Annotated in this window: 21 protein-coding genes; 13 read left to right on the top strand and 8 right to left on the bottom strand. The window is 74.9% G+C overall.

All coding sequences use genetic code 11. The features are described from left to right. Window positions 1-202: 202 nt before the first annotated feature. Together ACFWDO_RS01680 and ACFWDO_RS01675 are read right to left on the bottom strand one after the other, a co-directional pair. A complete protein-coding gene (locus ACFWDO_RS01680) occupies window positions 203-1,948 on the bottom strand; it encodes a DUF222 domain-containing protein (RefSeq protein WP_380346767.1) in 1,746 nt (581 codons plus the stop codon). 106 nt (window positions 1,949-2,054) lie between these two features. Continuing rightward, window positions 2,055-2,444 (bottom strand): VOC family protein, encoded by a 390-nt coding sequence (locus ACFWDO_RS01675; RefSeq protein WP_380320418.1) that lies wholly within the window; start codon window positions 2,442-2,444, stop codon window positions 2,055-2,057. Between the two features lie 121 nt (window positions 2,445-2,565). Between ACFWDO_RS01675 and ACFWDO_RS01670 the strand changes: the two genes are divergently transcribed. The 3 genes from ACFWDO_RS01670 (at window position 2,566) to ACFWDO_RS01660 (ending at window position 6,505) form a co-directional block, all read left to right on the top strand. Next, a complete protein-coding gene (locus ACFWDO_RS01670; protein ID WP_380320421.1) occupies window positions 2,566-3,063 on the top strand; it encodes a GNAT family N-acetyltransferase in 498 nt (165 codons plus the stop codon). 94 nt (window positions 3,064-3,157) lie between these two features. Further along, window positions 3,158-5,875, top strand: a complete 2,718-nt coding sequence (locus tag ACFWDO_RS01665) for a UvrD-helicase domain-containing protein (protein WP_380320424.1) — start codon at window positions 3,158-3,160, stop codon at window positions 5,873-5,875. Between the two features lie 51 nt (window positions 5,876-5,926). Beyond that, entirely contained in the window at window positions 5,927-6,505 is a 579-nt protein-coding gene (locus tag ACFWDO_RS01660) for a hypothetical protein (protein ID WP_380320427.1), read from the top strand. An 8-nt stretch (window positions 6,506-6,513) separates the two neighbouring features. On the opposite strand, the gene ACFWDO_RS01655 is transcribed toward ACFWDO_RS01660, so the two are convergent. Together ACFWDO_RS01655 and ACFWDO_RS01650 are read right to left on the bottom strand one after the other, a co-directional pair. Next, the gene (locus tag ACFWDO_RS01655; RefSeq protein ID WP_380320430.1) at window positions 6,514-7,065 is read right to left on the bottom strand and encodes a Clp protease N-terminal domain-containing protein; all 552 of its coding nucleotides are present in this window, start codon (window positions 7,063-7,065) and stop codon (window positions 6,514-6,516) included. Then, window positions 7,065-7,274: an RNA polymerase subunit sigma-70 gene (locus ACFWDO_RS01650; protein WP_380320433.1), complete on the bottom strand. Its 210-nt coding sequence runs from the start codon at window positions 7,272-7,274 to the stop codon at window positions 7,065-7,067. Before ACFWDO_RS01650 ends, ACFWDO_RS01655 begins: the two co-directional genes overlap by 1 nt. Before the next feature lie 279 nt (window positions 7,275-7,553). Between ACFWDO_RS01650 and sucC the strand changes: the two genes are divergently transcribed. The 4 genes from sucC to purN all read left to right on the top strand — a co-directional run bounded on the left by sucC (window position 7,554) and on the right by purN (window position 11,719). Next, window positions 7,554-8,723: an ADP-forming succinate--CoA ligase subunit beta gene (gene sucC, locus ACFWDO_RS01645; protein ID WP_380320436.1), complete on the top strand. Its 1,170-nt coding sequence runs from the start codon at window positions 7,554-7,556 to the stop codon at window positions 8,721-8,723. 38 nt (window positions 8,724-8,761) lie between these two features. Beyond that, a complete protein-coding gene (sucD, locus tag ACFWDO_RS01640) occupies window positions 8,762-9,658 on the top strand; it encodes a succinate--CoA ligase subunit alpha (RefSeq protein ID WP_380320439.1) in 897 nt (298 codons plus the stop codon). A 124-nt stretch (window positions 9,659-9,782) separates the two neighbouring features. Then, window positions 9,783-11,039: a DUF6350 family protein gene (locus ACFWDO_RS01635; protein WP_380320442.1), complete on the top strand. Its 1,257-nt coding sequence runs from the start codon at window positions 9,783-9,785 to the stop codon at window positions 11,037-11,039. A gap of 23 nt (window positions 11,040-11,062) precedes the next feature. Then, complete coding sequence (gene purN / locus ACFWDO_RS01630) at window positions 11,063-11,719, top strand: phosphoribosylglycinamide formyltransferase (protein ID WP_380320445.1); 657 nt, start codon at window positions 11,063-11,065, stop codon at window positions 11,717-11,719. Window positions 11,720-11,728: 9 nt separating this feature from the next. Here the strand turns inward: purN and ACFWDO_RS01625 are convergent, their stop codons facing one another. Then, the gene (locus ACFWDO_RS01625) at window positions 11,729-12,316 is read right to left on the bottom strand and encodes an ArsR/SmtB family transcription factor (protein ID WP_380320448.1); all 588 of its coding nucleotides are present in this window, start codon (window positions 12,314-12,316) and stop codon (window positions 11,729-11,731) included. A gap of 84 nt (window positions 12,317-12,400) precedes the next feature. Here ACFWDO_RS01625 and ACFWDO_RS01620 point away from each other — a divergent pair, with 84 nt between their 5' ends. Continuing rightward, on the top strand, window positions 12,401-13,726 hold the full coding sequence (locus tag ACFWDO_RS01620) for an MFS transporter (protein ID WP_380320451.1): 1,326 nt from the start codon (window positions 12,401-12,403) through the stop codon (window positions 13,724-13,726). Between the two features lie 64 nt (window positions 13,727-13,790). On the opposite strand, the gene ACFWDO_RS01615 is transcribed toward ACFWDO_RS01620, so the two are convergent. Continuing rightward, window positions 13,791-14,813: an SDR family NAD(P)-dependent oxidoreductase gene (locus ACFWDO_RS01615; RefSeq protein WP_380320454.1), complete on the bottom strand. Its 1,023-nt coding sequence runs from the start codon at window positions 14,811-14,813 to the stop codon at window positions 13,791-13,793. Between the two features lie 93 nt (window positions 14,814-14,906). Between ACFWDO_RS01615 and ACFWDO_RS01610 the strand changes: the two genes are divergently transcribed. Both ACFWDO_RS01610 and purH read left to right on the top strand, forming a co-directional pair. Next, on the top strand, window positions 14,907-15,479 hold the full coding sequence (locus ACFWDO_RS01610; RefSeq protein ID WP_380320457.1) for a TetR family transcriptional regulator: 573 nt from the start codon (window positions 14,907-14,909) through the stop codon (window positions 15,477-15,479). A gap of 175 nt (window positions 15,480-15,654) precedes the next feature. Next, window positions 15,655-17,289, top strand: a complete 1,635-nt coding sequence (purH, locus tag ACFWDO_RS01605) for a bifunctional phosphoribosylaminoimidazolecarboxamide formyltransferase/IMP cyclohydrolase (protein WP_380320460.1) — start codon at window positions 15,655-15,657, stop codon at window positions 17,287-17,289. 76 nt (window positions 17,290-17,365) lie between these two features. Here purH and ACFWDO_RS01600 read toward each other — a convergent pair whose 3' ends face one another. Next, window positions 17,366-18,664: an NAD(P)/FAD-dependent oxidoreductase gene (locus ACFWDO_RS01600; protein WP_380320463.1), complete on the bottom strand. Its 1,299-nt coding sequence runs from the start codon at window positions 18,662-18,664 to the stop codon at window positions 17,366-17,368. Window positions 18,665-18,737: 73 nt separating this feature from the next. Here ACFWDO_RS01600 and ACFWDO_RS01595 point away from each other — a divergent pair, with 73 nt between their 5' ends. Further along, on the top strand, window positions 18,738-19,091 hold the full coding sequence (locus ACFWDO_RS01595) for a DUF3017 domain-containing protein (protein ID WP_380320466.1): 354 nt from the start codon (window positions 18,738-18,740) through the stop codon (window positions 19,089-19,091). Window positions 19,092-19,193: 102 nt separating this feature from the next. Here ACFWDO_RS01595 and ACFWDO_RS01590 read toward each other — a convergent pair whose 3' ends face one another. Further along, window positions 19,194-20,222, bottom strand: coding sequence for an MIP/aquaporin family protein (locus tag ACFWDO_RS01590; RefSeq protein WP_380320469.1), 1,029 nt, complete (start codon window positions 20,220-20,222; stop codon window positions 19,194-19,196). 244 nt (window positions 20,223-20,466) lie between these two features. Here ACFWDO_RS01590 and ACFWDO_RS01585 point away from each other — a divergent pair, with 244 nt between their 5' ends. Continuing rightward, complete coding sequence (locus tag ACFWDO_RS01585; protein ID WP_380320472.1) at window positions 20,467-21,456, top strand: malate dehydrogenase; 990 nt, start codon at window positions 20,467-20,469, stop codon at window positions 21,454-21,456. A gap of 50 nt (window positions 21,457-21,506) precedes the next feature. Then, window positions 21,507-25,115, top strand: coding sequence for an ATP-binding cassette domain-containing protein (locus tag ACFWDO_RS01580; RefSeq protein WP_380320475.1), 3,609 nt, complete (start codon window positions 21,507-21,509; stop codon window positions 25,113-25,115). Window positions 25,116-25,175: the final 60 nt, after the last annotated feature.

The following is a 25,175-nucleotide window of genomic DNA, read 5'->3' as shown; positions in this document are numbered from 1 at the left end:
AGCCGACTATCGCACCGCTGCCGCCAGCCCACCCGCGACGGGCCGACGATTCACCCGCGGTACTGCGTCGCTGTGCCTGCCTCGCCGTGCCTGCCCCCGCCGCGTCGTGACAGCGGGTCGATGGCGAGGAGGGCGGGCGACGGGTCGCTCGGCGCCGTGTTGTGGCGGTGGTCCGTCGCGCGGCGCGTGTCATCACGGTTGCTCAGAACGGTGGTTCGAGCTGGTGGCCGTGTGGCAGGGAGCGGTGTCGGGTGGTGTCGAGGGGTTCCGGATGGGTGGTGTGGCGGCGGCCGGTGGGGGAGGTCCATTCGAGGGTGCCGCCCCAATCGGTGGGTTCTGGGCGTGTTCTTTCGTCGACGGGCTTGGTCGGATCGGTCTGTCTGACCTGCCATGTCGTTTGATGTTTCAGGACGTGGTGTCGGCGGCAGAGCGCGGCGAGGTTGTTGGCGTTGGTGGTGCCGCCGGCGGCCCACGGGACGGTGTGGTCGAGGTCGCTGCCGACGGCGGGGTGGGTGCAGCCGGGGAAGCGGCAGGTGGTGTCGCGGTGGCGGATGAGGTTCTTGAGGTCGGCGGGGGTGGTGTAGGTGTCGCGGCCGGCGGACAGGACGGTGCCGGTCTCGGGGTGGGTGAGGATCCGCCGCAGCGACGGGGCAAGGGCGGTGAGCTGTTGGGCGGTGTCGGGGTCGATGGGGATGTGCCCGTTCATGGTGGCCGGGGCGTCGGTGATGCCGAGGAGGGTCAGGACGGGGACGGTGACGGTGACCTGGGGGCGGATGGAGCGCGCCAGGGCCGCGATCGCCGACTGAGTGCTTTTCAGGTCGGGCGCTTCGTCTGGGGGATCGGGGCTCGGGTCGTCGTGCGGACGGCCGTCGCCTGGCCTTGTGTCATGGGTCGTCTCATGGGTCCCGCCCGGCGCGGTGGTGTGGTCGAGGGTGCCGTCGTCCAGCAGGAGCGCGGTGAGGGTGTCGGCGCGGGCTTGGGCGAGGGTGCGGCCGCCGCCCATGCCGTCTCCGCCGCCAGTGCCACCAGCGCGGCCGGCGCCGTTGCCAGCGTCGTTGTTGGTGGTGAGGTGGCGGGCGGTGCGGGTGAGGCGGTCGTAGGCGGCGTGCGCGAGGGGTGCGGGGAGGTGGGCGACGAGCCAGGACATGCCGTCGTGGTCGTCGTCGAGGAAGACGGTGCGGTGTTGGGCGGCCTCGTGGTGGCGGACGTCGAGCGGGGTGGGGTGGGCGGTCTCGCGGGCTCGGCGGGCGCGGCGGGCGACCTGGGTGGGCGTGCACGAGACCGTGCCGGCGGTGGTGCCGGGGGCGTCGTCGGGGTTGACCTCGGCTGTCATGACGGCGGCGAGGACGGTGTGCTCGACATGTGCGGCCTCGTCGGAGGTCAGGTCGGCGAGGTGTGTGGTGATGGCGGTGGCGTGCGCCCAGGACAGGCGGCCCTGGTGCAGGGCGGCCAGGGTCGCGGGGGCCTTGCTGGCCAGCGTCACGGCGTGGTCGACCAGCGTGCCGGTGGCGTGCTCGCCCTGGTGCAGGGTGGTGGCGATCTCGGTGGTGACGGCGCGTCTGGCGAGCTCGAGGCGGCGGGCGGAGGGTGCCCGGCGGGCGGTGGGGTCGGCGGGGTCCAGGAGGTCGGACTCCAGGGCCTCGGCCAGGCTCGTGGCCTGGGCGAGGAGGACCGCGCGGTGGGCGTGCAGGGTAGCGATCTCGGCGTCGTTCGCGGCGAGCTGGTCGAGCACCCGGTCCAGGTCGGCCAGGGTCGGATGTTGCAGCGGCGCGGCCGCTTGCTGGGGTGGTGCTTCTTCCTCCAGCAGCTCGCTGATCGACGGGGTCCACGACCGTGGCATCGCAGCGAGCCGCTCCGCCGCCGCATTCAGGCCCACCGGCCCGCTCGCGCGACCCGCAGGCGTTCCGGCGGAGGTGCCGGTCGCGGAGTCGGGGAGCGTCGTCGTCATGCCCCCAGCCTAGCGACGTTCGAACACCTGTTCTATGCCTTCCCGGCAATCTGTGGACAACCGCGCGCCGCCGCTCGCGACAGGACGTGACGTGGCCCGACCCCGCTCAGCCCTCGGCGTTCTCCGTGACGTAGAGCAGGTTCCCGTCGGGGTCGCGGAAGGTGAACATCGGTGGGGCGGAGCCCCAGAGGAGGAGCTCACCCACGTCGACGCCGGCGGCCGCGAGGGCCGCGTGGTCCGCGCCGGCGTCCCGCGTGCCCAGGCGGATCCCGGTGTCGACCCCCGACGGGAGGCCGTCCCCGGCGCGGACGAGCGAGAGGGACGCGCCGCCGCCCCCGCCGGGGGCGATGTCGATCCAGCGGAACCCTGGCTGCAGCTCCGCGTCGAAGCGGACCTCCATGCCGAGCATCGACGTGTAGAACTCGAGGGCGGCGTCCTGGTCGCGGACGGGTACGGCGACGGTGAGGACGCCGGTGACGCGCGCTGCTGTGGGCATGAGGGGCCTTTCGTCGGTCCGGCCCGGACGGCCGGTCTCCTGGGTCGACCGCCGAACGGGCACGGTCTCATCGGCGAGCGGCTTAGGGTGTCCGACGGCAGCACGGCACGACGGAGGAACCATGACGACGCAGGACGCCGCGGTACGACGGGACGACGGCCGCTGGGCGGTGCGCGTCGCCGCCCTCGACGAGCTGGACGTGCGGACCGCGTACGAGGCGTGGCGGCTGCGCCAGGACGTGTTCGTCGTCGAGCAGGAGTGTGCGTACCCCGACCTGGACGGCCGGGACGCGGAACCCGGGACCCGGCACGTGGTGCTGCTCGACGGGGAGCGAGGCGGCCGCGTGGTCGCGACGGCCCGCGTCCTCGACGACGGCGACGTGCAACGCATCGGCCGCGTCGTGTGCCACCCCGCCGTGCGCGGCACCGGGGCCTCCGGCGTCCTCATGCAGGCCGCGCTGGACGTGGCCACCGCGGCCGCACCGTCGGCGGACGTCGTGCTCGGCGCGCAGTCGCCGCTGACCGGCTTCTACGGACGGTTCGGCTTCGCGCCGGACGGGCCGGAGTACCTCGAGGACGGCATCCCGCACACGCCGATGCGGTTGCACCGCTCGCTGTGACGTCCGGCGAGGCGGGTCGACAAGCCGACCACCCCGGGACGCCACGGCCGGGCGGGTCCGGGATGTCGGCCCCGGAGCCTAGGCTTGGTCCACGATGACCTCCCTGTTCGACAGCCTGTCCCTGCCCGGGTTCGACCACGCCGCGAAGGACGACACCGCACGCCTGCCGCCGGTCGCCCCGCGCTGGGACGACGACGCCGCAGACCCGTCGTCCGGCGCGCCCGCCTGGGTGCGCGACGCGGCGTCGGTGGCCCACGACGGCGGGGGCGAGCCGGGCCGGCCGCGGTCGCGAGGGGCGTTCGCGCACCTGGACCCGGACGCGCTGGTGGAGGGGCTCAATCCCCAGCAGCGGGCCGCCGTCGAGCATGCGGGCTCCCCGCTGCTCATCGTGGCGGGGGCGGGGTCGGGCAAGACGCGCGTGCTCACGCACCGCATCGCCTACCTGCTGGCCACGGGGCGGGCGCGGCCGGGGGAGATTCTCGCGATCACGTTCACCAACAAGGCCGCCGCGGAGATGCGCGAGCGGGTCGAGCATCTCGTGGGCCCCGCCGGCGGGCGGATGTGGGTCTCGACGTTCCATTCCGCGTGCGTGCGGATCCTGCGCAAGGAGGCCAAGACCCTCGGCCTGCGCTCCAGCTTCTCCATCTACGACGCCGCGGACAGCCAGCGCCTCATCACGCTGGTGACGCGCGAGCTGGACCTGGACCCGAAGAAGTACCCGGCGCGCTCCCTGGCGCACAAGATCAGCGACCTGAAGAACGAGCTGATCGACCCGGACACGTACGCGCGGCAGTCGGGCGCGGACACCGCGGATCACGCCGACGCCGCCGAGCCGCCCGCCGCGGGCTGGCGCGCGCGGGCTGCGGGAGGCGGGCTGGCCGACGGCGGGGCGCCCGAGTTCGACACCGTGCTGGCCGACGTCTACCGCCGCTACCAGCAGCGCCTCGCGCAGGCCAGCGCGCTCGACTTCGACGACATCATCATGACCACGGTGAACCTGCTGCAGGCGTTCCCGAACGTGGCGGAGCACTACCGGCGCCGGTTCCGGCACATCCTGGTGGACGAGTACCAGGACACGAACCATGCGCAGTACATGCTGGTGCGCGAGCTCGCGGGCGCCACCGCGGACGGCCCCGGCGTCGACGGCCTGGACCCGGCCGAACTGACGGTGGTGGGCGACGCCGACCAGTCCATCTATGCGTTCCGCGGCGCCACGATCCGCAACATCGTGGAGTTCGAGGAGGACTACCCGGACGCCACGACCATCCTGCTGGAACAGAACTACCGCTCCACGCAGACGATCCTGACGGCCGCCAACGCCGTCATCTCGCGCAACCCGGACCGCAAGCCCAAGCGGCTGTGGACCGACGCGGGCGCGGGGGAGAAGATCGTCGGCTACGTGGCCGACGACGAGCACGGCGAGGCGCGGTTCGTCGCGGAGGAGATCGACCGGCTCGGCGACGCCGACGGCGTGCGCCCCGGGGACGTCGCGGTGTTCTACCGCACCAACGCCCAGTCGCGGGCGCTGGAGGAGGTGCTGATCCGCGTCGGCCTGCCCTACAAGGTGGTGGGCGGCACGCGGTTCTACGAGCGCCGCGAGATCAAGGACGCCATCGCCTACCTGCGCGCGCTGGCGAACCCGGACGACGACGTCAACCTGCGCCGCGTGCTCAACGTGCCCAAGCGCGGGCTGGGCGACAAGGCCGAGTCGCTCGTCGCGTCGTTCGCCGACCGCGAGCGGCTGTCGTTCGGGGCGGCGCTGGAGCGCGCCGACGAGATCGGCGGCATGACCACCCGCACCTCCAAGCCCCTCCTGGCGTTCCGCGACATGATGCGCGACCTGCGCGCGCTGGTCGACGACGGAGAGCCGCCCGCCACGATCCTGGGCGCGGTGCTGGACCGCACCGGCTACCTCGCCGAGCTGCGCGCGTCGGACGACCCGCAGGACGCGTCGCGCGTGGAGAACCTCGCCGAGCTGCACGCGGTCGCGGCCGAGTTCAGCGAGCTGGACCCCGAGGGCGACCTCACCGACTTCCTCGAGCGCGTGTCCCTGGTGGCCGACGCCGACCAGATCCCCGACGAGGACGTGGCCGACGGGGAGGCGGAGCAGGAGCCCAAGGAGGACCAGGGCGTCGTCACGCTCATGACGCTGCACACCGCCAAGGGCCTCGAGTTCCCCGTCGTCTTCCTCACGGGCATGGAGGACGGCACGTTCCCGCACATGCGCTCCCTGCACGACGACTCGGAGCTCGCCGAGGAGCGCCGGCTCGCGTACGTCGGGATCACCCGCGCGCGCCAGCGGCTGTACATCACGCGCTCGGCCGTGCGGTCGGCGTGGGGCATGGCGAACGAGTTCCCGCCCAGCAGGTTCCTCGAGGAGGTCCCCGAGGAGCTGTGGGACTGGCGGCGGCGCGAGTCGTCCACGCAGTACCTGCGGCGCGGCGGGTCGGCGTGGGGCGGGTCGGCACGGGGCGGGTCGGCACGGTCGGGGACGTCCCGCGGCGCGTCGTCGGGCAGCACGTGGTCGCCGCAGCGGAAGTCGCCGTCCGAGGGCGTCGGCGGCCGGATCGGCCGTCCCAAGGACGCGGGCACGACGACGGGGACCGGCGCGACGTTCGGCTCGGCCACGCCGCGCAAGGACGCGGACGTCCCGTCGCTCGACGTGGGGGACAAGGTCACGCACGACGCGTACGGCGTCGGCACCGTCGTGTCCCTGGAGGGCAGCGGGCCGAACTCCGTCGCGCGGATCGACTTCGGCGCGGACGGCACCAAGCGGCTGCTGCTGCGGTACTCGCCAGTCACGAAGCTCTGACGTCGGGCGAACCGCCGAGCGACCGGGGCCGGGATCCGGCATCGTGACCGTGTGCTGCTGGACGCGAGGACGCTGCGCGGGCTCGCCGACGGGACGGTGACCCACACCTACCGTCGGTGGGCCGTGGTGCGCGTGCAACCCGGGTCGACGATGCGCACCCGGGTGGGCGTGGTCGAGGTGACGGCCGTGGACCCGGTGGCGCTGGAGGCCGTCGACGACACGGACGCGCGCGGGGCGGGCTTCCGCTCGGCGTCGACCGCCCGCGCCTGGATCGAACGGCGCGGCGAGGGCGAGCTGTACCGGGTGGGCCTGCGCCTGGCGGGCCCGGACCCGCGCGTCGCGCTGCGGGAGGACGACGACCTGGACGACGCCGCCGTGGACGCGATCCGCACCCGGCTCGCGCGCATGGACCGCGCCGCCCCCGTGCCGTGGACCCTCGACTACCTGGAGCTCGTCGAGGCGCGGCCCGCCGTCGTCGCGCGCACCCTCGCCGAGGGGCTGGGCATGGAGCGCGACCCGTTCAAGATCCGGGTGCGGCGGCTCAAGGAGCTGGGCCTCACCGAGAGCCTCGACGTCGGCTACCGGCTGTCGCCCCGCGGGCGCGCCTACCTCGCCCGGACGCGCGAATAAGCACGGTGTCAGGCTGCGCGGCCCTCGCTCACGGCGGCGGCGCGCAGGGCCGCGACGTCGGTGCCCGCGTCGCGCAGCGCGGCCTCCAGGACGCGGCCGCCGGGGCAGTCGGCGCGCAGCACGCCGAGCAGCAGGTGCCGGTCGTCGATGCCCTTGTCGCCGAGGCGCACCGCCTCGCGCAGCGCGAGCTCGAGCGCCTTCTTCGCGTCCGGGGCGAACGGGTGGTGCGAGCGCTGCCGGCGCGGCTTCGCGGCGCGCTCGAGGGCGCCGCGCCCGAAGACCTCGTCGGTGCGCCTGCGGACCTCGTCGAGGTCGACCCCGACCGAGGCCAGCGCGGCGCCGTCGAGGGTGTCGTCGGCCTCGACGGCCTGCCGGCAGCGCGCCTCGACGTCCGCCGGGTCGAGCCCGGCGGCCCGGAGGGTGGCGGCCGCTGAGCCTCCGCGGCGGGCGAGCGCGACGACCAGGTGACGCGTGTCGATCGTCTCGGTGCGCAGGTCGACCGCCACCTCCTGGGCGTCGACGACGGCGGCGCGTGCGTCCTTCGTGAACCTCTCGAACATCAGATCCTCCTGCCGTGCTTCTTGTGGACGGCCTGCTTGGTCACGCCGAGCGCGTCGGCGACGTCCTGCCACGACCAGCCGAGCGTCCGGGCCCGCTCCACCTGGAGCGTCTCGAGGCGGTCGGCCAGGTCCCGCAGCGCGCGGACGGCCCGCAGGCCCTCTCCTGGGTCGTCGCCGGCGGCGGCGCCGACGAGCGTCTTCTCCGTCATGCCGTCAACTATGGTTGACGTCCTTGAGCTCTGTCAACCCGTGTTGACGCAACTGTCCGGCGGAGCTGTCAGGGCCACGCGAAGGCATGGATGGTCCTGAGCCTGACAACTCGGGCGGGCGGCTGTGGGATCGGTCACCTGCGGCGGGGGATTGCAGGGCCGCGGTTCCCGGCGTCGCGCGGGTCGGACTACCCTGTTCGGGGATGTCTTGATGTCGAGACATCGTTCGTGCCGGCCTCTGCCGACCCAGGGGCACCACCGATGGAAGGACGCAGCAGGGTGGACCTGTTCGAATACCAGGCTCGCGACATCTTCGAGAAGCACGGCGTGCCCGTGCTCGGCGGCGTCGTCGCGACGACGCCCGAAGAGGCTCGCGCAGGTGCAGAGGAGCTCGGCGGCGGGACCGTCGTCGTCAAGGCCCAGGTGAAGGTCGGTGGCCGCGGCAAGGCCGGCGGCGTCAAGCTGGCGCACTCGCCGGCCGAGGCCGAGGAGAAGGCCTCCGAGATCCTCGGGATGGACATCAAGGGCCACACGGTCCACCGCGTGATGATCGCGCAGGGCGCCAAGATCGCCGAGGAGTTCTACTTCTCCGTGCTCCTGGACCGCGCGAACCGCAACTACCTCGCCATGTGCTCCGTCGAGGGCGGCATGGAGATCGAGCAGCTCGCCGTCGAGCGCCCCGACGCCCTCGCCAAGGTGGCCGTCGACCCGATCGTGGGCATCGACGAGGCCAAGGCGCGCGAGATCGTCGACGCCGCGAACTTCGCCGACGAGCTCAAGGCCCCCGTCGCCGACGTCATCCAGAAGCTCTGGACGGTCTTCACGGCCGAGGACGCGACGCTCGTCGAGGTGAACCCGCTGGTCCGCACCGAGGACGGCTCGATCGTCGCCCTCGACGGCAAGGTGTCGCTGGACGACAACGCCTCCGAGGTGCGCCACCCGGACCACGAGGCGCTCGAGGACAAGGCCGCGGCGGACCCGCTGGAGGCCAAGGCCAAGGAGAACGGCCTCAACTACGTCAAGCTCGACGGCGAGGTCGGCATCATCGGCAACGGCGCGGGCCTCGTGATGAGCACGCTCGACGTCGTCGCGTACGCCGGCGAGGCGCACGGCGGCGTCAAGCCCGCCAACTTCCTCGACATCGGCGGCGGCGCGAACGCCACCGTCATGGCGAACGGCCTGGACGTCATCCTCAACGACCCGCAGGTCAAGAGCGTGTTCGTCAACGTCTTCGGCGGCATCACCGCCTGCGACGAGGTCGCCAAGGGCATCGTCGGCGCGCTGGAGATCCTCGGCGACGAGGCCAGCAAGCCGCTGGTCGTCCGCCTCGACGGCAACAACGTGGATCTCGGCCGCGCCATCCTGCGCGAGGCGAACCACCCGCTGGTCACCCTGGCCGAGACCATGGACGGCGGCGCCGACAAGGCTGCCGAGCTGGCCAACGCCTGATCGCCCGAGACGACGCGGAAAGCAGAGACTTCACTGACATGTCCATCTACCTGAACAAGGACAGCAAGATCATCGTCCAGGGCATCACCGGCGGGATGGGTGCCAAGCACACCGCCCTGATGCTCGACTCCGGCGCACAGATCGTGGGCGGCGTCAACGCCCGCAAGGCCGGCACCACCGTGACCCACAAGGACCACGAGGGCAACGACGTCACGCTCCCCGTCTTCGGCACCGTCAAGGAGGCCATGGCGGAGACCGGCGCGAACGTGTCCGTCCTGTTCGTGCCGCCGGCGTTCACCAAGGACGCGGCGATCGAGGCCGTCGACGCCGAGATGCCGCTGATCGTCGTCATCACCGAGGGCGTCCCGGTGCAGGACTCCGCCGAGGTCTTCGCCTACCTCCAGGGCAAGAAGACGCGCATGATCGGCCCGAACTGCCCCGGCATCATCACGCCGGGCGAGTCGCTCGCCGGCATCACGCCGCACACCATCACGGGCAAGGGCCCGATCGGCCTCGTGTCGAAGTCGGGCACCCTGACCTACCAGATGATGTACGAGCTGAAGGACCTCGGGTTCTCGACCGCCATCGGCATCGGCGGCGACCCGGTCATCGGCACCACGCACATCGACGCGCTCGAGGCCTTCGAGAACGACCCGGAGACCAAGGCGATCGTCATGATCGGCGAGATCGGCGGCGACGCCGAGGAGCGCGCCGCGGCCTACATCAAGGAGCACGTGACGAAGCCGGTCGTCGGCTACGTCGCGGGCTTCACCGCCCCCGAGGGCAAGACCATGGGCCACGCCGGCGCCATCGTCTCCGGCTCGGCGGGCACCGCGCAGGCCAAGAAGGAGGCCCTCGAGGCCGTCGGCGTGAAGGTCGGCAAGACGCCGTCCGAGACCGCCGAGCTCATGCGCGAGATCCTCGAGGCGCTCTGACTGCGAGCGTCCTGACGCACCGCGCGACGGCGCCCGTCCCTCCGGGGGCGGGCGCCGTCCGCGTGTCCGCGGGGCCCTGTGTGTCTGCGCGGTTCCGCCCGGTGCCCGGGGGACGATGGGGCCCGTGAGCGCACCGCCCGGAACCCGATCCCCCCGCACCGGCCGCACGGTCGAGGGCGGCTCCTCGGCCCGGCGCCTCGGCCGCGGGGGAGAGCGGTTCGCGGCGTCGACGTCCGGTGCGTGGGCCGCCCTGCAGGGGATCGTGCTGTCCGGGGCGGTCGTCGTGCTGCTCGCCGTGGTCGGCGTGCTCGGCGGCTCGCCCGACTCCGCGTGGACGGGCGCCGTCGGCCTCGCGACCGGGCTCTGGCTGCTGGGCCACGGCGTGCCGCTGGCCGCCGGGACCGGCGTGGTCACGCTCGTCCCGCTCGGGATCGGCGCGCTCGCGGTCTTCACGACGTACGTCTCGGTCAAGCGCTCGGCGCTGCCCACGCTGGCGGCGTGGGTCGGGGCGGCCGCCGCCTACGCGGTGGTGACGTGCGCCCTCGCGGCCGCGACCGCCGGCGTGGCCGGCGGCGACGGGCTGGCCGCCACCGGGCCGCGGCTCGCGCTGGCGGCGCTCGGCGGCCTCGTCGTCGGGGGCGCGGGCGCGGCGCTCGGCATCCTCGTGCCGCCGGACCGGCCCGCCGTCGTCGCGCCCGGCGGGCTCCTCGACCGCGCCGTGCCCGACGTCGTGCGGCTCGGGATGCAGGCGGGCACCGTCGCGCTCGTCACCCTGGTGGGCCTCGGCGCCGCGCTCACGGGGGTGTGGGGGGTGGCCGGGCGCGCCACGTCGGAGGACGTGGTGGCGGGCCTCGACCCGGGCTGGATCGGCGGCGTGGTGTTCGCGGTGGCCCAGCTCGCCCTGCTGCCCAACCTGGTGCTGTGGGCGACGGCGTGGCTGGCCGGGCCCGGGTTCGCCGTCGGGCAGGACACCCTGTTCGCCCCTGGTGGGACGACGACCGGTCCGCTGCCGGCCGTGCCCCTGCTGGGCGCCCTGCCCGGGCCCGACTGGTCGGGCACCGTGGCGACGGTCGCGGGCCCGCTGACGGTCGTCGCCTGCGGGCTGCTCGCCGGGTGGTTCGCGTGGCGCCGGCTCGACCCCGAGCGGGTGCGCTGGGCCGACGTCGCGCAGGTGCTGGTGGGCGTGGTGCTCCTGGCCGGCGTCGTGACGGGGCTGCTGCAGTGGTGGGCGGGCGGTGCGGTCGGCGCCGGCCGGCTGGCGGACGTCGGGGCGGACCCGTTGCTCGTGGGCGCCGTGGTGGCGGTCGAGGTCGGCGTCGGCGCGGCGGTGGTGCTGGCGGGCGGGTACCTGGACGTGGGATCGCGGCTGCGGCGCGGGTAGGGGCCGCCGGTAGGGTGGGCGTCGTGCAGACCCCGTCCGGCCACCCCGTCGCGTCCACGTCCGCCCAGGCGACGGCCCAGGCCCGGCTCGTCGTCCTCGCCTCCGGCGGGGGCTCCAACCTCGCGGCGCTGCTCGCCGCCCACGACGACGCCGCCTACGGGGCCCGCGCCGTCGGCGTCGTCTCCGACAAGCCGGACGCCGGGGCCCTCGACCTGGCCCGCGACGCGGGCGTGGCGTCCGTGGTCGTCGCCCCGCGGGACTTCGACGACCGCGCGGCCTGGAACGTCGGCATCGCCGAGGCCGTGGCCGTCTTCCGGCCGGACTTCGTGGTGCTGGCTGGCTTCATGCGCATCCTCGCGCCGTCGTTCGTCGAGCGCTTCGCCGGGCGGATCGTCAACACGCACCCGGCCCTGCTGCCGTCGTTCCCCGGCGCGCACGGCGTGCGCGACGCCCTCTCCTACGGCGTGAAGGTCACCGGCTGCACCGTGCACGTCGTCGACGCCGGGGTCGACACCGGCCCGATCCTCGCCCAGGCCACCGTGCCCGTGCTCGACGGCGACGACGAGGCCGCGCTGCACGAGCGGATCAAGGTCGCCGAGCGCGCCCTGCTGGTGGAGACCGTGGGGCGCGTCGCCCGCGAGGGCCTGCGTGTCGACGGGCGCCGGGCGACCCTCGGCTGACGCCCGGGCTCAGCCCTTCGTGTCGCTCGCTGCCTTCTCGTCGTCGTCCGCGGACGTGTCGTCGCGCGGGCCCAGCACCGTGACGACCTGGTAGGTGTCGCGGGCGACACCCTGGCTGTCGCGGGCCTTCGCGAGGTTCTCCTCGCTCCAGCGGTCGATCAGCGCGGCGAGCTCCTGCGCCATGCCGTCCGCCTCCTCCTTGGTCAGAAGAAGCGTCGTGAGCAGGAACTGCCGGCGGGCGGCGCCGTCGTCCCGCTCGTCGTGCGTGAAGACGTCGGAGACCCAGCGCAGCGCCGGCCGCAGGATCGCGGTGCCGGCCGCAGGAGAGTTCGACTTGATCTGGTAGGTCTCCGCCACGTTGGTCCACACCCGGTCGCGCTTGTCGCGCGCGTGCTCCGGCGCCTCGACGATGAGCCCGGCCTTGGCGAGCACCCGCAGGTGGAAGCTCACCGAGTTGGCGGGCTGCCCGATCGCCTCGGCGAGGTCGGCGGCGCGCGCGTGCCCCACCACCGACATCTGCATGAGGATCCGCTGACGGACGGGGTTCGCGATGGCGCGCAGCGCCGCGGGCTCGCTGATCTCCATGGACTCCAGCACGGGGACGAGCCTAGCAAGAATTCCGCAACACCCAATGCGCAATGACTATTGCGCAACAAGCGTTGCGGGTCTACCGTCGTCCTCATGACCGAGACCCCGACGACCGCAGCGCCGTCCACCGTGAGCGAGACCGTCGTCCCGACCGAGGGCGTCGACGTGACCGAGGCGCTCGCGCCCCTGCGCCGCAACCGGCCGTACATGCTGCTGATGACGGGGCTCACGACCCAGTCGCTGGGCGGCAGCATCACCAAGTTCGCCGTGCCGCTCCTGGCGCTCCAGCTCACCGGCTCGCCGACCGCCGCCGGCGTGGTGGCGGCGGTGGGGCAGACCGGCGCACTGCTCGCGGCCCTGCCGGCCGGCGTCGTCGCCGACCGCACGGACCGCCGCCGGCTGGTCGTCGTCGCCGCGAGCGTCGCGGCGCTCCTGTGGGCGACGGTCGTCGTCGCGGGGATCACCGGCGGGCTCACCGCCTGGCACCTCGCCGCGGTCCTCTTCGGCGCGGCGGTCGCCACCGCCTTCCTCGACCCGGCCATCAGCGGCGCCTTCCGCGCCGTCGTCCCGCAGCCGCAGCTGCCCACCGCGTACGCCGCGGCCCAGGGGCGCGACGCCGTCGCGGGGATGCTCGGGGGCCCGTTGGGCGGCGCGCTCTACGGCGTCGCGCACGTCGTGCCGATGCTCGGGGCGGTCGTCGGCGAGGTCGCCACGGCCGTCTGCGCCTTCTTCGTCCGGGAGCCCCTGGGCGGCGACGCCGACGCGGCCCGCGCCACCCGCCCGCTGGACGCCCTCAAGCAGGGGCTGCGCTTCGTGTGGGCCGTGCCCCTGTTCCGCGCCTGCCTCGGCCTGTTCGTCATGGTCAACATCGCGCTCGGCGGCATGATGATCGGCATCAGCCTCGAGCTCGCCCGCACGGGCACCCCGCCCGTGCTGATCGGCGTGTTCAACATGGTCGCCGCGGGGTCGATGCTGCTGGGCTCGTTCGTCGCGCCGCCGCTCGTCGCGCGGATGCGGCTCGGCGCCGTGACCGTCGTGTCGCTCGGGCTGCTGGTGATCGCGTTCGCGGGCATGGCCCTCACGCAGACGTATGTCGCGTACCTCGTCCTCATCGGCGGCGGCGTGCTCCTGGTCCCGGCCGTGAACGCGGCGATGGCCGGCTATACCGCGGCGATCACGCCGGGGGAGATGCAGGGCCGGCTGGCCTCGGTCCTCGGGCTCAGCGGCGTGGCGGCGATGCCGTTCGCCCCGCTGGTCGGCGGCACCCTCCTCGGGGCGGGCGGCATCGGCGTCGTGCTGTGGACCCTGGTGGCGCTGCTCGCCGCCACCGTCGTCGGCCTGGCGCTGGTGCGGTCCCTGTGGCGGGTCGGCACCCCGGACTCCTGGGCCGACGACGCCCTCCCGATGCCCGCGGAATGACCCGTCCGCGAGTTGTCAGGGCCGCGTGGACAACGACGTCCACGTGGCCCTGACAGGTCGCGCGTCAGACGGCGGACCAGCCGCCGTCCGACGCGACGATCGCGCCGTTGAGGTTCACGGCGTCCGTCGACAGCAGGAACGTGATCGACGCGGCGAGGTGCTCCGCCGTCGCGATCCCGGGGATGTTGCCCATGAACCGTCCCAGCCGCGGGCCGCCGAACTCGGCCTGGCCGGGCACCTGGATGCCGGTGGCGACCCCGCCCGGCGCGACGGCGTTCACCTGCACGCCCGTGCCGGCGTACATCACGGCCGACGACTTGGTGAGGCCGACGACGGCGTGCTTGGAGGCGGTGTACGCGGCGCCCGCGGCGGACCCTCGCAGCCCCGCCTCGGAGGCGACGTTGACGATGCGGCCGCGGCCGGCGTCGAGCATCCCGGGCAGGACGGCGCGCATGAGGCGCATCGTGCCGTCGACGTTCACGCGCATCACGCGCTCCCACATCGCGTCGGTGAGCTCGTGCACCGCGCCCATGTCGTCCATGATCCCGGCGACGTTGGCGAGGGCGTCGACGCGGTCGCCCGCGGCGCGGACGATCTCCTCGACGGACGCGGGGGAGGTGATGTCGCCCGCGACGGACACGACGTCCCCGCCGGGGAGCGACGCGGCGAGCTCGTCCAGCTTCTCCTTCGCCAGGTCGACGGCGACGACGCGCCCGCCCTCGCGCGCCACCCGGGACGCGACGGCGCGGCCGATGCCGGACGCGGCGCCCGTGACGATCACCGTCTGCCCGGCGAAGCGGCCCGGGGTGACCTGCTCGGCCCAGGGTGCGGGGGCGGGGGAGCCGGTCCGCTCGGGGGCGTCGGCGTCGTCCGGCGCCTGCTCGCGATAGGCGGCGACGAGGCCGTCGACCATCTCCGCGGGGAACTGGCCGTTCGACAGGGTGACGAGCTGCTTGAGGGGCAGGCTCCGGGCCGGGGCGAGGGCCTCGGCGGACGCGCCGGCCTGCTCCAGGACGGCGCCGATGATGCGGCCTCCGACGGGGTGGTCGAGCCACTCGCCGACGGTCGAGGATGCGGACAGGGCCATGGTGCTCTCCTTGCTGGACGTTCCCTCGCGGGCTGGTGCGCCGCCTCTCGACGACCTATCCGGACAACACTGTCCGGTTGTTAGTCTATTCCGGTGCCCACCGACCCGAGCAAGCCCCGCCCGTCCGCCCGGAGCAACCCCGGGCCCGCGGCCGCCGCGCGCAACCGTGCGGCGCTGGTGGCGGCGGCGCACGCCGTGTTCGCCGAGTCCGGCACCGCGGCCCCGCTGAGCGCGGTCGCGCGCCGTGCCGGCGTCGGGCAGGGCAGCCTCTACCGGCACTTCCCGGACCGCGTCTCGCTCGTCGCCGCCGTCGTCGAGGAGAACGTCGTCGCGCTGGAGCGGTCGTCGGCGGACGGCGCCGCGCTGCCGGAGCTCCTCGGCCTCGTGACGCGGCACGCGATCGAGTCCGTCGGGGTGGTCGACCTGCTGGTCGAGGACCGCCCGGGGCGCATGCTCGAGCTGCGCGACCGCGTCGCCGCCGTGCTCGCCGAGCGTCTCGAGGCGGCGCTCGCGGCCGGGCACGTGCCCGCGGGGTCCACGGTCGAGGACCTCATGCTCGGCGTCGAGCTCGTGGCCGGGGCGCTCACCCGGCGCCCCGCGGCCGAGCGCGGGCCCATGGCGTCGCGGGCCTGGCGGCTGCTCGGCGTCGAGGTGGCGCTGCCGTGACCGCCGCCGTGACCCCGCGGTGACTCGGCCCGACGGCGTTCGATAGACTCGCCCCCGGCCGTGACTGGCGAGGGTGGGTCACCACCGGGGAGCGGCCACCCCCAGATCGACCCGCTGTGCGCGCCGCCCGCCTGGGTGCCAGGGTCCTTGAGAGACGACTTTCGAGGAGACCTTCATGACCGGCGCCCCCACCGCTCCCGACGTCCAGCTCGCCGACGACGCCCAGCGCCCCGTGCGCCGCGCGCTGCTCAGCGTCTACGACAAGACCGGCCTGACCGAGCTCGCCACCGCCCTGCACGCCGCGGGCGTGGAGCTCGTCTCGACCGGCTCCACGGCCTCGAAGATCGCCGACGCCGGCATCCCTGTCACGCGAGTCGAGGAGCTCACCGGCTTCCCGGAGTGCCTCGAGGGTCGCGTCAAGACGCTGCACCCGCGCGTGCACGCCGGCATCCTCGCCGACACCCGCAAGGCCGACCACCTCGCCCAGCTCGCCGACCTCGGCATCGAGACGTTCGAGCTGGTCGTGGTGAACCTCTACCCGTTCGCGGCGACCGTCGCGTCCGGCGCCGGCCCCGACGAGGTCGTCGAGCAGATCGACATCGGCGGCCCGTCCATGGTCCGCGCCGCGGCCAAGAACCACCCGAGCGTGGCCGTCGTCGTCGACCCGGCACGCTACGACGACGTCGTCGCGGCCGTGCAGGGCGGCGGCTTCACCTTCGCGCAGCGCAAGCGCCTCGCCGCCGCCGCGTTCGCGCACACCGCGCAGTACGACGTCGCGGTCGCCTCCTGGTTCGCCAGCTCGTACGCGCCCGACGCGGTCGCGCTCGAGTCGCACATGCCCGACGTCACCGGCGCCGCCTTCGAGCGTGCGGAGGTGCTGCGCTACGGCGAGAACCCGCACCAGAAGGCCGCCCTGTACACGCGGACCGACGGCGCCACCGGCCTCGCCCAGGCCGCGCAGCTGCATGGCAAGGCGATGAGCTACAACAACTACGTCGACGCCGACGCCGCGTGGCGCGCCGCGCACGACCACGAGGGCCCGGCGGTCGCGATCATCAAGCACGCCAACCCCTGCGGCATCGCCGTCGGCGAGGACATCGCGCAGGCGCACGCCCGCGCGCACGCCACCGACCCGGTCTCGGCGTACGGCGGCGTCATCGCGGCCAACCGCGTCATCACCCGGGCCGCGGCCGAGGGGATCGCGCCGATCTTCACCGAGGTCGTCGTCGCACCGGGCTTCGAGCCCGAGGCGCTCGAGATCCTCCAGAAGAAGAAGAACGTGCGGCTGCTCGTCGTCGACACCCCGCCGCACGCCGTCGCCGAGAACCGCCCGATCTCCGGCGGCATGCTGGTCCAGGAGGTCGACCGGTTCCAGGCCGAGGGCGACGACCCCGCATCGTGGACCCTCGCCGCGGGCGAGGCCGCCGACGAGGCCACCCTCGCCGACCTGGCCTTCGCGTGGCGGTCGGTGCGCGCGGCGAAGTCGAACGCCATCCTGCTCGCCGACCGGGGTGCCGCCGTCGGCATCGGCATGGGCCAGGTCAACCGCGTGGACTCCTGCCGCCTGTCCGTCGAGCGGGCCAACACGCTCGCCGAGGGCGAGTCCGGCCCGGTCGAGCGGGCGCGCGGCTCCGTCGCCGCGTCCGACGCGTTCTTCCCCTTCGCCGACGGCCTGCAGGTGCTGCTCGACGCCGGCGTGCGCGCCGTCGTGCAGCCGGGCGGCTCCATCCGCGACGCCGAGGTGATCGAGGCCGCGCAGGCCGCCGGCGTCACGATGTACCTCACCGGCACGCGCCACTTCGCGCACTGAGGAGTGCCGAACAGGCGGTTGACACCGTGATGGGGCGCGTCGACGCCCCACAACGGTGTCAACCGCCTATTCGGCGTCAGGGGGCGACGGCGGCCTTGAGCCGGACGGCGGGGTCGAGGGCGCGCGCCAGGTCGAGCCGGAGCGGCTCGCCGCGGCTCATGAGACGGCGCACGCCGCCGACGTCGCGCGGGGAGTCGACGAGCAGCACGGCGCGGACGGTCGCGACGCCGTCGAGCGGGCCGTCGACGTCCGGGGCCTCCGCCGGGTCCAGGTAGAGCGCCGCCCACGGGCCCTCGCCGGGGGCGCCCCGCAGCACCACGGGGGAGCCCTCGGCGGGCAGCCCGAGCAGGGCCAGGTCGTGGCCGAGCTGCTGGGAGAAGACGTACGGCGCGTGGCCGGCGCCGTGGTCGCCACCGGCGCCCTCGATGCCGAGCAGGGCGCGGACGGTCGGGTCCGGGTCGTGCAGGGCGGCCGACCAGTGCCCGCCGGGCACCGTGCCGAACACCGGGTGCGCGCGCGAGGCGACGTCCCCGACCGCCCACACCCGCGGGTGGCCGGGGACGCGGCCGTCGGCGTCCACCTCCAGCGCGCCCCGCGGGTCCAGCGGCAGCGCGCCCGCGAGCCAGCCCGTCGCGGGGCGGGCCCCGACGGCGGTGAGCACGAGGTCCGCCGGGACGTGCTCGCCGCCGGCCAGGCGCACCCCGGTGTCGTCGACGGCAGCCACCGCGGACCCGGTGCGCAGGTGGACCCCCGCGTCGTCGTACCAGCCCGCGAGGCGCGCGCCGATCTCGCGGCCGAGCTGGCGGGACAGGGGCGCGTCCGCGGCCTCGAGCACCGTGACGTCGGCGCCCGCCCCGGCGGCCACGCCCGCGAGCTCGGCCCCGATCCAGCCCGCCCCCACGATGACGAGCCGCAGGCCCGGGCGCAGCGCCGACCGCAGCCGCTCGGCGTCGGCCGCCGTGTGCAGCAGGGCGGAGGCGTCGAAGCCGGGCGGCACCACGGGCACCGAGCCCATGGCCAGCACGACGGCGTCGGCCTCGACGCGGTCGGCGCCCGTCACGACGACCACGCCGTCCGGACCGGTCTCCAGCGCCCGCGCGGGCTCCGCCAGGCGGACGTCGTCGGCGAGCGTCTCGACGTCGACGCCGAGGTCCGCGCTCAGCCAGACGGGCTCGGGGCGCGTGAGGAGCTCCTTGGACAGCGGCGGGCGGTCGTAGGGCGGCACGCCCTCCGCGCCGAGCAGGGTGACGCGGCCGTCGAAGCCGTGCGCGCGCAGCGCCGCGACCGTCTGCGCTCCCGCGAGGCCCGCGCCGACCACGACGACCGTGCGGGGCCGGGGGACGGGCTGGGAGGTGGGGGTCGTGGGCTCGGGCACGTTGCTCACCGTAACCCGGGTGGGACGGGCACCAGGGACGGGCGCCCTCCCGACGACGGTAGGCTCGTCTGCCGTGGATCCCCGTGCACTGCCCGACCCTCCCGGAGGGCGCAAGCCCGCGCCCACCTGGCACTCCGTGGAGGCCGAGCACGAGGAGGCCGCCCGCGCCGTGCCCGGCCCGGAGCGCGCGATCGTCACGGTGCTGAGCGGGATCGTCCTGGCCGTGCTGCTCGGCGTGCTGGTCGGCGCCCGCCTCGGGGTCGGCGTGATCGCCCTCACGCTGGCCGTCGCGGGCACGTGGCGGGCCACCTCCCGGACCGGGCCGGTCGGCCTCGTCGTGCGCAGCCGCGGCTTCGACGTCTTCCTGTGCTGGGCGGCGGCGGTCGTGATCGGCGTCCTCGCGGTCACCGCGCCCGGCCTGAGCTGAGCGGCGCCCCGCCGGCACGACGACCCGTCTGGACGGGACGCTGGACAGGACGAGGGCCGGCACCCCGCGGGGATGCCGGCCCTCGTGCCGTGCTGAGCCGGGTCAGGCGCGGGGTGCGTCGCCCTTCGGCTCGTCGCCCGACGCGTCCTGTGCGGCGTCCGAGGCGTCGGCCGCGCGCTCCTCGGCTTCGGCCTCGGGAACGGCCGGGAGGGCGCCGTCGTCGACGACGTCGTGCTCGGCGCCGGTCCGCGCGGTGTCGGCCTCCTCGGTGCGCTCCTCGACGGTCACGGCCGCGTACTCGAACTCGGTCAGCGCGACGGCTGGCACCGGCTGGAACGCGCGGACGAACAGCGCGGCGAGCGCCGCGCCGACCAGCGGGGCGACGACGAAGACCCACAGCTGGCCCCAGGTCCACCCGCCGGCGAACACGGCCGAGGCGAACGACCGCGCCGGGTTGAGCGACGCGTTGGTGACCGGCCAGGCGACGATGATCAGGGCGCCGAGGGCCAGGCCGATGACGGCGGGGGCGAAGGCGGACTTCGAGCGCTTGCTCGTCACGGCGAGGATGATCCCGACGAAGACGGCGGTGACGATCACCTCGACGAGGATCGCCGACCACTGCGAGAACTGGACGGGGCTGCCCGACGCCGCGGTGAGGTTCGCCAGCGGCGAGTGGCTGCCGAAGCCGTTGGCCGTCCCCGCGAGGACGCCGGCCTTGTCCTCGGCGCCCACGAGGGCCGGGTACCCGGTCGGGACGAGGGAGAACACGACCGCGGCGGCGGCGGTGCCGCCGACGAGCTGCGCCACCCAGTACGGCGCGAGGTCGCGCCACGGGGTGCGGCCAGCGAGCGCCGCGCCGAGCGTCACCGCCGGGTTGAAGTGGCCGCCGGACACGGCGCCGACCGCCGCGATCGCGCCCATGAGGAGGAGCGCGGCCGCGAGCGCCACGGGAAGGATCTGGTTGTTGTTCACGGCGTTGAACGTGGCGGTGCCGACGATGCCGAGCACCAGCACGAACGTGCCGAACGCCTCGGCGGCGAGGCGCTGGAACAGGCCGTGCTCGACGGGCGCGGCCGCGGTGTCGACCTCGACCGAAGCCGTACCGCCCTCGGCGGCGATGTCCTGGGACATGAGGGTCCTTCTCTGTTCGGGAGACGGGCGTCTCGGTTCGCCCCCCGCTCGGAGGGCCGGTCGTGCGTGACCGACCTCGCAGGCCGGCAGCGCGGGCATGCTTCCACCGTGGTCTGAACGGTTGCTGAGCGCGGGCCGACGGTGGCGCTGCTCGCACCGTACCGCGCGTCGTCCCAGGTCGCGTTCCGCCACGGCGGTCGGCGTGCCGGTCGACCCGGGAGCCGGGCTGCGCCAGAGTGGGGGCATGACCACACCAGTGAACGTCACCGTCACCGGGGCGGCGGGCCAGATCGGGTACGCGCTGCTCTTCCGGATCGCGTCGGGCGCGATGCTCGGCCCCGACACCCCCGTGCGGCTGCGGCTGCTGGAGATCCCGCAGGCGGTGAAGGCGGCCGAGGGCACGGCCATGGAGCTCGACGACTGCGCCTTCCCGCTGCTCGACGGGATCGACATCCACGACGACCCGACGGCCGGCTTCGCGGGCACCAACATCGCCCTGCTGGTGGGCGCGCGGCCCCGCGGCCCGGGCATGGAGCGGGCGGACCTGCTCGAGGCGAACGGCGGCATCTTCGGGCCGCAGGGCCGGGCCATTAACGCGGGTGCGGCGGACGACGTGCGGGTGCTCGTGGTGGGCAACCCGGCGAACACGAACGCGCTGATCGCGGCGTCGAACGCGCCCGACGTGCCGAAGGACCGGTTCACGGCGATGACGCGCCTGGACCACAACCGCGCCCTGTCGCAGCTCGCGAAGCGGGCCGACGTGCCGGTGTCGCAGGTGCGCCGGGTCACGATCTGGGGCAACCACTCGGCCAGCCAGTACCCGGACGTGTTCCGCGCCGACGTGGCCGGCACCCCCGGCTCCCGGTACGCGGACGAGGACCGGCTCTGGCTGACGGACGACTTCATCCCGACGGTCGCCAAGCGCGGTGCGGCGATCATCGACGCGCGGGGCGCGTCGTCGGCCGCGTCGGCGGCGAACGCGGCGATCGACCACGTGCACGACTGGGTGCTGGGCACGCCCGCCGGCGACTGGACCAGCGCCGGCCTGTGGTCGACGGGGCAGTACGGCGTGCCCGAGGGCCTCGTGTCGTCGTTCCCGGTGACGTCGTCGGGCGGCGCCTGGGAGGTCGTCGAGGGCCTCGAGCTCGACGACTTCTCCCGGGAGCGGATGACCGCCAGCGTGGCGGAGCTCGCGGAGGAGCGGGACGCGGTGCGGGCGCTGGGGCTGATCTAGCCGAAAATCACGGGCGGGGCGTCGGTGGGCCCACGTAGGATTTCCGGGCCATGATCGACGCCCCTGCCGCGCGCGCGGACCACGCCAGCCCCACCGCCGCCCCCACCCCGGACGACCCGTCCCGTCGTCTCGACTGGCGCCGCCTGCGCGGCCCCGTCGCCGCGGTCGCGCTGGTCGCGCTCACGCTCGGGGCGGTGGGCGCCGCGCTCGGCACGGTCGTCGCGGGCCGCCTCGCGGAGGACCCGACGGGTGGCCTGCTCCTGCTGCTGACCCTCTGCGTGGTGGGCGCCGCCCTGTTCGACACGGCCGGGCAGGTCGTGTGGGCGGGCGTCGTCGACCGGGCCGAGGGCCGCCTGCGCGGCGACCTGCTCACCGCCGCGCTGCACCAGCCCCTCGCCACGCTCACGGAGCAGGCGGTGGGCGAGGTGCTCGACCGCGTCGACGACGACACGCACGCCGTCGGCACGCTGGTGCGCCGGCAGCTGTGGGGCGCGGGCCGCACCGTCGTGGGCGTCGTGCCCATGTACGTGGTCGCGGGCATCACCTGGTGGCCCGCGTGGGTGCTGTTCCCCGTGCTCGGCGCGCTGGCCGGGCTCCTCGTGCGGCCGATGCTGGGCGAGATCGCCCGCCGCAAGGTGACCGAGGAGGCGGCCTGGACCGACCACGCGGCCGCGTTCGAGGAGTCGGTCGCCGCCCGCGACGACCTGCGCACGAGCCTCGGTCAGCCGTTCGCGATCCGCCGCCTGGCGCAGCGCTCGGCGGACGTGCACCGCAAGTTCCGCGACGTGGTGACGGTCGAGTCGCGGATGCTGCGGCGCGCCGGGCTGGTGCTGGCGTCCCTGCTCGCCGGCGTGGCCGTGGCCGGCGCGGCCCTGGCCTCCGGTGGCGCCCTCGCCGTCCAGGAGCTCGTCACGCTGTTCCTCGTGACGGCCATGTTCGTGGGCCAGGTGGACAACCTCATCCACCACCTGCCGGACATCCAGGAGGGCCTGGGCGCGATCACGCGCATCAAGCAGATGCTCGGCGTCGAGCCCGAGCCCACGGGCGGGCGCGACCTGCCCGAGGGCCCCGTCGGCATCGAGCTGCGCGACCTGCACTTCTCCTACGCCGAGGGCACCTTCGCGCTGCAGGGCGTGAACCTGCACGTCCCGGCGGGCCAGACGGTGGCGCTCGTCGGGCGCACCGGGTCGGGCAAGTCGACGCTCGCGTCGCTGCTGTCGCGCGCCGTCGAGCCGGAGCCCGGCACAGTGCTCCTGGGCGGCGTGGACGTCCGCGACCTCGACCTGCAGAAGCTGCGCGCCGCGGTGGGCGTCGTGACGCAGCGCACCGAGATCCTCGCCGGCACCCTGGCCGAGAACATCGCCCTGTTCGCCGACGTCCCGCGCGACGACATCGAGGCGGCCGTGCGCGAGCTGCGCCTGGACGCCTGGGTGTCCGGCCTGCCCGACGGGCTGGACACGCTGCTCGGGCCGGGCGGCACCTCGCTGTCGGCGGGGGAGGAGCAGCTCGTCGCGTTCGCCCGTCTGCTGGTCCGCGACGTCCAGGTGGTCGTGCTCGACGAGGCGACCGCGCGCATGGACCCGCTCACCGAGGCGCGCGTCGTCGCTGCGTCGGAGCGGCTGCTCGCCGGCCGCACGGGCGTGCTCGTCGCCCACCGGCTCACCACCATCGAGCGGGCGGACCTGCTCGCGGCGCTCGACCACGGGCGCGTCGTGCAGCAGGGCCCGCGGGCCCGGCTCGCGCGCGAGGACGGCCCCTACCGCGACCTGCTCCTGGCGAGCGACGCCGCCGAGGCGCCCGTGGCGAGCGCCGGGGCCGCCGAGGAGGTGGCCGCGGCGCTCACCGCGCACGAGGCCGCGCCGGGGGCGACCCCGGAGGCCGCCGAGCAGCAGGTCGAGCAGGGGGCCGGGCACGGGGCCGAGCACCACGTGGGCGGCAAGCGCCGCCGGGGCGCGGCGCCGGACCTCGCCGACCCCGGCGAGGGGCCGAGCCTCGCGCGCGGCGTGCTGCACGCGCTGTTCGTGCGGCCCGCGTGGGGCGTCGTCGGTGCGCTGCTGTTCCTCGTGGCCAGCCTCGTCTCCGCGCAGGGCGCGCTCACCGGGTTCCTGTGGGGGCAGGCGGTCGAGGGGCTCGACGACGGCTTCCCCACCGTGCTCATGGTGTCGTTCGCCGTGCTGCTCGTCGTCGCGCCGCTCGCCCTCGCCTGGGCGCTGTTCGTGTACCCGCGCTGGTGGGTGGAGGTGCTGCTGCGCGTGCGGATGGCGGTCATGGCCGGCCAGACGCGCCAGGAGCGGCTGCGTGCCACCCCGCCCGGCGAGGTCGTGGCCCGGTCGATGGACGCGGACCGGTTCGTGCGGTACGCGGACCGCTGGGTCGACTTCGTCAACGGCCTCGTCATCGCCGGCGTGACGGCGCTGCTGTCCGGGTCGTGGCTCGCGGGCGGCGTGCTGCTCGCCGTCATGGTCGTCTCGGCCGCGGCGTCGGCGATCGGCCGCCCCATCGCGGGCCGCTCGGCCACCCGGTCGTCGGCGGCGCGCGCCCGCTTCGGCCGCGCCCTGGTCTCGACGCTCGACTCCGCGCGCACGGTGAAGCTCGCCGCGCGCACGCCCGAGGTGCACGCGCACCTGCGGCACGTGGACGGCGGGCGCGTGCGCGCCGCGATCTTCGAGCACCGGGTGCAGGCCGCGCTCGACGGGGTGCCGATGATCATGGTGCAGCTCGGCGTCGTCGCCGCGTGGGCGGGCCTGCTCACCGGCACGTGGGGGCTCGCGACGGCGCTGCTGGTCGCGAACGCGGTGAACGGGTTCGGCTGGTTCGGCGTGGTCGCGGGTGCGGTCGTCACGGAGGCGCCGGGCACCCGGTCGTGGCAGCGCGCCACGGGCCGCTTCGCGGCGGGCACGGACCTCATGGACCTGCCGGCCGGCGTCGACCTGCTCACGGGCGAGGCGCCGCTGCCGGCGCCGGGACCGCGCCGGGCGCTGGAGCGGCTGCGCCTCGAGGGCGTCACGGCCGTGCACGACGACGGCACCATCGGGGTGTCCGACGTCGACCTGGAGGTGCGGCGCGGCGAGCTCGTGCTGCTGCTCGGGCAGGTGGGGTCGGGCAAGTCGAGCCTGCTGTCGGCGCTGAGCGGCCTCATGGAGCACACGGGGACCATCCGCTGGAACGGGCAGGATGTCGCCGACGCCCAGACGTTCCTGCGCCCCGGGCAGGTGGCCCACGTCGCGCAGGTGCCGCGGGTGCTCTCGGGCACCTTCACCGAGAACGTGCGCCTGGACCACGAGCGGGACGTCGACGGGCCGGTCGCGGCCGCGCGCCTGGGGCAGGACGTCGCGGAGGCCGGCGGCCCGGACGCGCTGGTCGGGCACCGCGGGGTGCGGCTGTCGGGCGGGCAGGTGCAGCGACTGGCGCTCGCCCGCGCGCTCGCGACCGACGCCGAGCTGCTGCTCGCCGACGACGTCTCGTCCGCCCTCGACGCCACCACCGAGATCGAGCTGTGGGCGTCGCTGCGCGAGCGGGGCACCACGGTGGTGGGCGCGACGTCGAAGCGCGCGGCCCTGTCGCGCGCGGACCGCGTCGTCGTCCTCGCCGACGGCGAGGTCGCGGAGGTCGGGCCGTGGCACGAGCTCGCACCGCGGTGGGGGCACCTGGCCGGCTGACCCGGGACGGTGTTGTGAGCGGACGTTTGGCCCTGTTTCGCGGTGCGAACAGGGCCAAAC

The sequence above is a fragment of the Isoptericola sp. NPDC060185 genome (assembly GCF_042728595.1).
In the GTDB taxonomy this organism is placed as follows: Bacteria; Actinomycetota; Actinomycetes; order Actinomycetales; family Cellulomonadaceae; genus Isoptericola.
The sequence above is the reverse complement of the archived record's forward strand: the minus strand, read 5'-3'. Positions and strand labels throughout refer to the sequence as shown.

Coding starts and splice junctions, on each gene's coding strand:
- ACFWDO_RS01680 (WP_380346767.1), bottom strand. CDS start 1,948: ATGACGACGACGCTCCCCGACTCCGCGACCGGCACCTCCGCCGGAACG.
- ACFWDO_RS01675 (WP_380320418.1), bottom strand. CDS start 2,444: ATGCCCACAGCAGCGCGCGTCACCGGCGTCCTCACCGTCGCCGTACCC.
- ACFWDO_RS01670 (WP_380320421.1), top strand. CDS start 2,566: ATGACGACGCAGGACGCCGCGGTACGACGGGACGACGGCCGCTGGGCG.
- ACFWDO_RS01665 (WP_380320424.1), top strand. CDS start 3,158: ATGACCTCCCTGTTCGACAGCCTGTCCCTGCCCGGGTTCGACCACGCC.
- ACFWDO_RS01655 (WP_380320430.1), bottom strand. CDS start 7,065: ATGTTCGAGAGGTTCACGAAGGACGCACGCGCCGCCGTCGTCGACGCC.
- ACFWDO_RS01650 (WP_380320433.1), bottom strand. CDS start 7,274: ATGACGGAGAAGACGCTCGTCGGCGCCGCCGCCGGCGACGACCCAGGA.
- sucD (WP_380320439.1), top strand. CDS start 8,762: ATGTCCATCTACCTGAACAAGGACAGCAAGATCATCGTCCAGGGCATC.
- ACFWDO_RS01620 (WP_380320451.1), top strand. CDS start 12,401: ATGACCGAGACCCCGACGACCGCAGCGCCGTCCACCGTGAGCGAGACC.
- ACFWDO_RS01615 (WP_380320454.1), bottom strand. CDS start 14,813: ATGGCCCTGTCCGCATCCTCGACCGTCGGCGAGTGGCTCGACCACCCC.
- purH (WP_380320460.1), top strand. CDS start 15,655: ATGACCGGCGCCCCCACCGCTCCCGACGTCCAGCTCGCCGACGACGCC.
- ACFWDO_RS01590 (WP_380320469.1), bottom strand. CDS start 20,222: ATGTCCCAGGACATCGCCGCCGAGGGCGGTACGGCTTCGGTCGAGGTC.
- ACFWDO_RS01585 (WP_380320472.1), top strand. CDS start 20,467: ATGACCACACCAGTGAACGTCACCGTCACCGGGGCGGCGGGCCAGATC.
- ACFWDO_RS01580 (WP_380320475.1), top strand. CDS start 21,507: ATGATCGACGCCCCTGCCGCGCGCGCGGACCACGCCAGCCCCACCGCC.